This is a genomic window from Actinomadura logoneensis, from assembly GCF_003428695.1.
GTDB lineage: Bacteria > Actinomycetota > Actinomycetes > Streptosporangiales > Streptosporangiaceae > Spirillospora > Spirillospora logoneensis.
Genome location: NZ_QURH01000937.1, coordinates 1 through 7,586 on the forward strand (window position 1 = coordinate 1; position 7,586 = coordinate 7,586).

Sequence of the window (7,586 nt, forward strand, 5' to 3'; positions counted from 1 at the left end):
AGTCGAGCGAGATCGGCTTGGCGTTCTCGGCGCCGGGGGAGCTCGAGCCGCCGGGCGTCTCCGGCGCCTCCGGCGACTTCGAGGGGCCGCCCGACGCCGTGCCGGACGGCGAGCCGGCCCCGGCCGGGGTCGCCCCCGCGCCGGGGGAGCCGGCCCCGGAGGCCTTGGGCGAGGTCTTCGGCGAGGCCGAGGGGGACGGCGCGGGCGGCGGGTTCATCGCCTTGGCGGCCAGCCGCCGGATCAGCGCGAAGTCGGGGTTCCCCGTGGAGACCAGCGGCGGGACGAAGGCCAGCGTGCTGATCTGCGCGCCGTCCTTGACCTTCTCCGACAGCTTCACCAGGTCGGGCAGCAGCTCCTGCGGGATGTCGGTGGAGATCGCCCGCTTGGTCGCCGAGGCCAGCTTGTCGAACCGGGACAGCACCGTGGTCGGGTCGGCCTGCCGGGCGATCGACCGCAGCAGGCACTTCTGCCGGCCCATCCGGGCGTAGTCGTCGCTGTCGTTGCGCGAGCGGCCGTACCAGAGCGCCTCCTTGCCGTGCAGGACGCGCTCGCCCGGCTGCAGGACGCCGCCGTCGCGGCCGTAGGGGATCGGCTCGGTGATCTTGACCTTGACGCCGCCCATCGCCTCCACGATGTCGGCGAAGCCGAACATGTCGACCATGATGTAGTAGTCGATGTGCTGGTGCAGGATGCCCTCGATGGTCTGCTTCAGCAGCGTCGGGCCGCGGTGGTTCTTGGCCACCCCCGGCACCATGTCCGGGTGGTCCTCGGCGTACTGGAAGACCTCGTTGAGCAGGCCGGGCGTCTCCGGGCCGTCCCCGGTGAAGCCGTCGGGGAAGCGGTCGCGGGCCGGGCCCGCCGGCATCGGGAAGTGCTCCAGGTTGCGCGGCACGCCCAGCAGGACGGTCTCGCCGGTGCGGGTGTCCACGCTGGCGACCGTCATGGAGTCGGTGCGGGTGCCCTCGCGGTCGTAGGCCGAGTCGCTGCCGAGCAGCAGCACGTTCACCCGCGACTGCCCGTTCCACGGGTCGTCGGTGTTGATCTGCTTGGCGCCCTCGGTGCCGCCCGCGTGGAAGATGCTGGTCAGGGTCGAGCGCGCCACGTAGGTGGTGTGGGCGGCCCAGGAGACCGGGACGGCCACCGCGAAGCACAGCACCGCGACCGAGAGCGCCCCGGCGGCGTGCGCCGGAACGGACATCTCGGCCGGACGGGTGATCTGGTACGAGCGGATGATCACACACAGCCAGAACAGGCCGACCAGCAGCATGCCGCCCGCCGCGGTCTGGAGCAGGTCGGGCCGGACGGCGAGGCGGATCAGGCTCGGCCGGTACACCAGGTACCAGGCCAGCGCCCCGGCGCCCAGCGCGACGAACAGGACGACCAGCGCCGTGCCCGGCCGCCGCCGTCCGGTGGACAGGTGGGCCACGCCCCATACGAGCGTGGAGGCGAGCGTGAGCCCCAGCGCGCGGCCGAGCCCGCCCTCACGGGCGGAGGAGCGCCCCGCGGACTCCTGGGAAGCGGCCTCCGTGCCGTCGGAGGCGGCGGGAGCGCTGCCGGTCTCGCCGCCCGATCCGGCGTCGGCTCCGGCCTCCACGGCCTCGGTGTCGGCCTGCGCGCGCGGCCTGGGGTCGCTCTGAGAGTCGGCCCGGGAGTCGGCGGGCCCGTCCGGCCCGGTGTCGGCCGCCGCGTCCGGTCCCGTTCCGGCCGTCGCGTCGGCCTCCGTCTCCGGCTCGGTGCTCCGGCGGCGCCGCCACGCCGGTCGACTCGTCATGGACGCTCCACTTCCCCTACGCGCTCAATTCAGGCACCGAACTACATTCAGGACGCGCGAAACCGGGCAGAGGTTGCGGGAGTAGCCGTCCGAATACGAGCAGTACTTAGTTACTTGCCACTGTTGCCTAGAATAGGCACTTTGCCGTCGGTGCGCGCGTCCGAGCCCCGGGTCGTGCCCGAATTTTGATCACGCCTGCCGTCCGGCGACCGGGGATCTACGTCCCCGAGGGGGAAGAGTGCAGCGCGGCGCCGGCCGCGCGGCGCACCGCCCCCGGCGTGTCGCGAGATCGAACGGGCCGGGACGCGGCAGGCCCCGGCGGCGTGGAGAAACCGCGACGCCGCCGGGCCCGCGGGACGCTGAGGTCCCCGAGCCCGGCGGCGTCACCGGGAGTCGTCCGGTCGCCCGGAGGTGGTCCGGTCACCGGGACCCGGCGGGCATCCGCGGCCCGCCGGGTGTCACCAGGAGGTGGCGAGCGGCATGCCCTCGGCATAGCCGGAGGACGACTGCACGCCCACGACGGCGTTCTGGTGGAACTCCTCCAGGGTCCGCGCGCCCGCGTAGGTGCAGGAGCTGCGCAGGCCGGCCACGATCGAGTCGACCAGGTCCTCCACGCCCGGACGCTGCGGGTCCAGGAACATCCGGGAGGTGGAGATGCCCTCCTCGAACAGCGCCTTGCGGGCCCGCTCGAACGGCGAGTCCTCTGCGGTGCGGACCCGGACGGCGCGCGCCGAGGCCATGCCGAAGCTCTCCTTGTAGAGCCGCCCGTCGGCGGCCCGCTGCAGGTCGCCCGGGGACTCGAAGGTCCCGGCGAACCAGGAGCCGACCATCACGTTGGACGCCCCGGCGGCGAGCGCCAGAGCGACGTCGCGCGGGTGCCGGACGCCGCCGTCCGCCCAGACGTGGCGGCCCAGGCGGCGGGCCTCGGCCGCGCACTCCAGCACCGCGGAGAACTGCGGGCGGCCCACGCCGGTCATCATCCGGGTCGTGCACATCGCGCCCGGGCCGACGCCGACCTTGACGATGTCGGCGCCCGCCTCGATCAGGTCGCGGGTGCCCTCGGCGGTGACCACGTTGCCGGCGACGACCGGGACCTGCGGGTCCAGCCCGCGGACCGCGCGCAGCGCGCTGATCATCTTGTCCTGGTGGCCGTGCGCGGTGTCCACGACGAGCAGGTCGGCCCCGGCCTCCAGCAGCGCCTTGGCCTTGCCCGCGACGTCGCCGTTCACGCCGACCGCGGCGCCGATCCGGAGCCGTCCGGAGGCGTCCACGGCCGGGTCGTAGAGCGTGGCGCGCAGCGCGCCGGTGCGGGTCAGCACGCCGACCAGGCGGCCGTCGGCGTCCACGACCGGGGCGAGCCGGTGGCCGTGCGCGTGCAGCCGCTCGAACGCCTCGCGCGGGTCCAGGCCCGCCGGGAGCGTCACCACGTCGCGGGCCATGATGTCGCGGAGGTTGGCGAAGCGGTCCACGTCCTGGCAGTCGGCCTCGGTGACCACGCCGACCGGGCGCTCGTCCTCGACCACGATCACCGCGCCGTGCGCCCGCTTGGGCAGCAGCGCCAGGGCCTCGCCCGCGGTGTCGGACGGGGACAGCGTGATCGGGGTGTCCACGACCAGGTCGCGGGTCTTCACCCAGGAGATCACCCCGGCCACCACCTCGACCGGGATGTCCTGCGGGATCACCGCCAGGCCGCCGCGCCGGGCGATCGTCTCGGCCATCCGGCGGCCGGAGACCGCCGTCATGTTCGCCACCACCAGCGGGACGGTCGTGCCACTGCCGTCGACGGTGGACAGGTCCACCTCGAGCCGGGACCCGACCGCCGAGCGGCGCGGGACCATGAAGACGTCGTTGTACGTGAGATCGTGAGCGGGTCGCTCATCGTTCAGCAGGCGCACGGCTCTTCTACACACCAATCGTGGTTCTGACGGCTGGGCCACCGTACATTCTGCGCCATACCCGCCCATGCATGAACCAAGCTCGCAGACCGGACGGTCAGGTCTCGGACGGTGACGAAATCCTGGCCGGAAGGTGATCGTCCGGCGGCGGCCCCCGCGGCCCTTGCAGCGGCCCCTACCAGCGGGGACGCCTCTTTGCGGGACCTCTTCTCCGGCTTTGCTCTCAGTGAAGTCACCACTTGACGTTCTTGCGCGCCCGATGCACTTTTCTTACATAGCCTCGCGCGGACGGCCGATCCCCCGTAGGAGGCGGCACAGCAGAAGACCGGGAGTAGCGCATGTCGGTGACGCTCGTGGCCCCGGTCCCGCATGTCCGACACCGCCGCGGGAGTGACGATCGCCACGCCCGCGCGCGACGCGCCCGCGAGGCGCCCGGCACGGCCCGCGCGGGCGCGTTGCGTTGCCCCGTGCCCGCGCCCCGCCCCGCATTCGTCGCCTTCCGGGCCGTACGCCGACGCTTCGACGGCGGCCGGGACCGGCGAACACGAGCAAGATCAATATTTGACGACAGACCGCCGTGAAATGGAATGATCTTGCAGTTCCGACAAAAAGTTTCATCGCATCGCGAGGAGGACAGCCGTGCTGGATGCGGTCGACGCCGTGCTCGTCCGCGAGCTCCAGCGGGATGGCAGAGCGACCTTCCAGGCGCTCGCCGACCGGGTGGGGCTTTCCCGCACGGCCGTGCGGGCGCGGGTGCAGAGCCTGCTCGAGACCGGAGTGGTCCGGGTCGTCGGCATCGTGCACTCGGCCGTGGTCGGCGCGGAGGCCGTCGGCCACGTGTCGGTCACCGTGGCCGGTCCGGCACGCGAGGTGGCCGCGGCGGTCGCCGAGCGGCCGGCCGTGGGGTTCACCGCGCTCACCGCCGGGCCGCACGACCTGGTCGTCCAGGTCCGCACCCGGGACGACGCGGCGCTCGCCGCCGAGGTGGACCACATCCGCTCGGTGCCCGGCGTGGAGGCGACCGAGGTGTTCCGCACCGTCGCCACCGTCCGGGACGCGCACGCCGTGGTCCGCGCCCTGGACCGGATCACCCTGGACGACATCGACTGGCGGCTGCTGCAGGAGCTGCAGCGCGACGGCCGGGCCCCCTACACCCGGCTCGCCGACATCATCGGGCTCTCGCAGGCCGCCACGCGCGCCCGCGTCGTCCGGCTGATGCGCTCCGGCGTCATCCAGGTCACCGGCCTGGCCGACCCGCTCGCGCTCGGCGCCGCCGAACTCGGCGGGTTCGGGCTGGTGGTGACCGGGCCGCTGCGCCGGGTCGCCGAGGCGGTCGCCCGGCTGGAGGGCGTGCGCTACCTGGCCACCGGGTTCGGCCGCTACGACATCGTCGGCCAGGCCGAGGCGTCGACGCGGGCCGGGCTGGTCGAGGTCCTGGACGCCGTCCGGGCCGTGCCGGGCGCGACGGTCCGGGAGTCCTGGCACCACCTGGACGTGGTCAAGGAGTCCTACGCCGTCGAGCTGCCGGACAAGCCCCCGAACGGCGCGGGCGCCGCCTGAGCCGTCCGGAGCGCCCCCGTCCCGTCCCGCACGACCGTGGGGGACCCACCGTTCCGTCCCGGACGCCCCGTCCGGGACGGCCCGTCCAAAGCCGGTGACGGCCCACCAAAAGCCGGTGACCCAGGCAAAAGCCGGTGACGGCCCGGCCGGAGCCGGCCGCGCGGGTCAGTCGCGCTGGAGGGACGCCTCCTCCAGGTCGAGCTCGTGCAGGATCTGCGCCAGCACCGCGTCGTCCAGCCGCCGCTCGTTGCGCATCCGGATGAACGTGACGCGCTCCGCCGCGAGCATCTCCCGCCGCAGCCGCCGGTAGGTCACGCTGGGCACCTCCTCGCCGCCCTGGCCCGTCCCGCCGCCGAGCCGCTCCCACGCCCGCAGCTGCCGCTGCTCGGCCAGGTGCCGCAGCCGCTCCACCACGTCCGGGTCGAGGTCCTCGGCCGCGGCCAGCTCGTCCAGCCGGCCGATCGCCGCCGACGCCGCCGCATGGTGCGCGCCCGCCGCCGCCACGGTGTCGTTGTAGGTCTCGCGCTCGGCCCCGCCCGCGCCCAGCATCCGGATCAGCGCGGGGAAGGTGAGCCCCTGCACCAGCAGCGTCGCCAGCACGGTCGTGAAGGTCAGGAACAGCACCAGGTCGCGGTCCGGGAACGGCGCGCCGGACTTGGTGGTGAACGGGATCGCGAAGGCCGCCGCCAGCGACACCACGCCGCGCATCCCCGCCCAGCCGATCACCACGTGGCCGCGCCAGCCCGGCTCCTCGCCGTCCGCGGGCGCCCGCGCGAATCCGAGCCTCGCCGGCAGGTAGGACACCACGAACACCCACGCGAACCGGGCGACGACCGTGGCGGCGAACGCCACCAGGGCCCACCACGCGAGGCTTCCCCAGGAGCGTTCGGCCACCGCGTCCAGCACCGGCGGGAGCTGAAGCCCGATCAGCAGGAAGACCACCGACTCCAGCAGGAACACCACGATCTTCCAGAACGAGTGCCCGATGAGCCGGGTGATCGCGGCGGACTCGGTGAACCGGTGCCCCAGGTACAGGCCGCTGATCACGACCGCGATCACGCCGGACGCGTGCACCGCCTCGGCCGACAGGTAGGCCGCGTACGGCGCGATGACGGCCACGCCGTTCTCCACCAGCGGGTCGTTCAGCCGCGTCCGCAGCCAGTGCAGCGGCGGGCCGAGCACCAGGCCGATCAGCGCGCCCGCGACCGCCGCGTAGGCGAACCGGCCCGCCCCGTCCAGCCAGGTGAAGCCCGCGCCGGTCGCGGCGGCGACCGCGACCCGGAACGCCGTCAGCGCGGTCGCGTCGTTGAACAGGCTCTCGCCGACCAGGATCGTCACCGTGCGGCGCGGCAGCCCGAGCCGCTGCGCGACGCTCACGGCGGCGACCGCGTCCGGCGGCGCCACGATCGCGCCGAGCACCAGCGCGACCGGCAGCGGCAGCCCGGGCACCGCCAGATGGACGGCCAGGCCCACCACCAGTGTGGTGAACAGCACCAGCCCGACCGACAGGAACGCGATCGGGCGCAGGTTGGCGCGCAGGTCCACGAAGCTGCTCTGCCAGGCCGCCGAGAACAGCAGCGGCGGCAGGAAGACGTAGAGCACGAACTCCGGATTGAGCGCGAAATCCGGCACGCCCGGCAGGTAAGAGCAGATCAGACCCGCGATCACCAGGGCGAGCGGGGCGGCGATCCGGGTGCGCCGGGCGAGCGCCGCCACGGCGAGGGCGGCCACCGGCACGGCCAGCAGCCAGAGGGCTTCCGTCGTCTCCACGCCCCGATCATGGCATGTCCGGGCGCCCGCTCGATCCGTCGCGGAGCAGGTCAGGGGTGGTGGGCGGCCCTCGGGTTGTCCTTGGCGAAGGACAGGAAGTCGCGGGCGGCCGGGGGAAGCTGCCGGTGCGCGTGGACGATCCCGACCAGCCGGGTCAGCGGCGGCATGAACGAGCGCACCGCCAGCCCGTCGGTGTCGCCCTCGAGCTGGTGCCGGTACCAGAGCAGCGACCCGCGGCCCGCGCGGACGCAGCCGAGCCACGCCGCGCGCTCCTCCGGCTCCACCGCCGCGACCGGTGACGCGCCGACCCCCTCCAGCACCAGGTCGATCTCGGCGCGCGGGGCGGTGCCGCGCGCGGGCAGGATCAGCTTCATCCCGTTCAGCGCGGCGGTCGGGACCGGCTCGCGCAGCTTCAGGCCGGGCGGCGACACCAGCACGACCTCCCGCTGGTCCACCGGGTGGGCGACCAGGTCGCCGGGGACGGGCAGGTCGGTCAGCGCCAGGTCGGCGCGGCCCTGGCGGAGCGCGGCGGCGGCCTGCGCGGCGCCCGGGCAGCGCACCACCCGGACCCGGACGGCCGGCTGGGCGCG

The 7,586-nt window shown here is 74.2% G+C and carries 5 protein-coding genes; 1 reads left to right on the forward strand and 4 read right to left on the reverse strand.

What is annotated here, in order from left to right; all coding sequences use genetic code 11:
- Positions 1–1,771: LCP family protein (locus DZF91_RS31615; RefSeq protein WP_117360729.1), on the reverse strand; the 1,771-nt coding region annotated here is incomplete at its 3' end.
- A 458-nt stretch (positions 1,772–2,229) separates the two neighbouring features.
- On the reverse strand, positions 2,230–3,666 hold the full coding sequence (locus tag DZF91_RS31620) for a GuaB1 family IMP dehydrogenase-related protein (protein ID WP_117360730.1): 1,437 nt from the start codon (positions 3,664–3,666) through the stop codon (positions 2,230–2,232).
- 639 nt (positions 3,667–4,305) lie between these two features.
- On the opposite strand from DZF91_RS31620, the gene DZF91_RS31625 reads away from it, so the two are divergent.
- On the forward strand, positions 4,306–5,226 hold the full coding sequence (locus tag DZF91_RS31625) for an Lrp/AsnC family transcriptional regulator (RefSeq protein ID WP_117360731.1): 921 nt from the start codon (positions 4,306–4,308) through the stop codon (positions 5,224–5,226).
- A 165-nt stretch (positions 5,227–5,391) separates the two neighbouring features.
- Here the strand turns inward: DZF91_RS31625 and DZF91_RS31630 are convergent, their stop codons facing one another.
- Positions 5,392–6,996 carry a Na+/H+ antiporter gene (locus DZF91_RS31630; RefSeq protein WP_117360732.1) on the reverse strand — a complete coding sequence of 535 codons (1,605 nt, stop codon included), beginning with the start codon at positions 6,994–6,996 and terminating at the stop codon, positions 5,392–5,394.
- A 50-nt stretch (positions 6,997–7,046) separates the two neighbouring features.
- The coding region (locus DZF91_RS31635) for a LysR family transcriptional regulator substrate-binding protein (RefSeq protein ID WP_147341480.1) at positions 7,047–7,586 on the reverse strand (540 nt) is incomplete at its 5' end.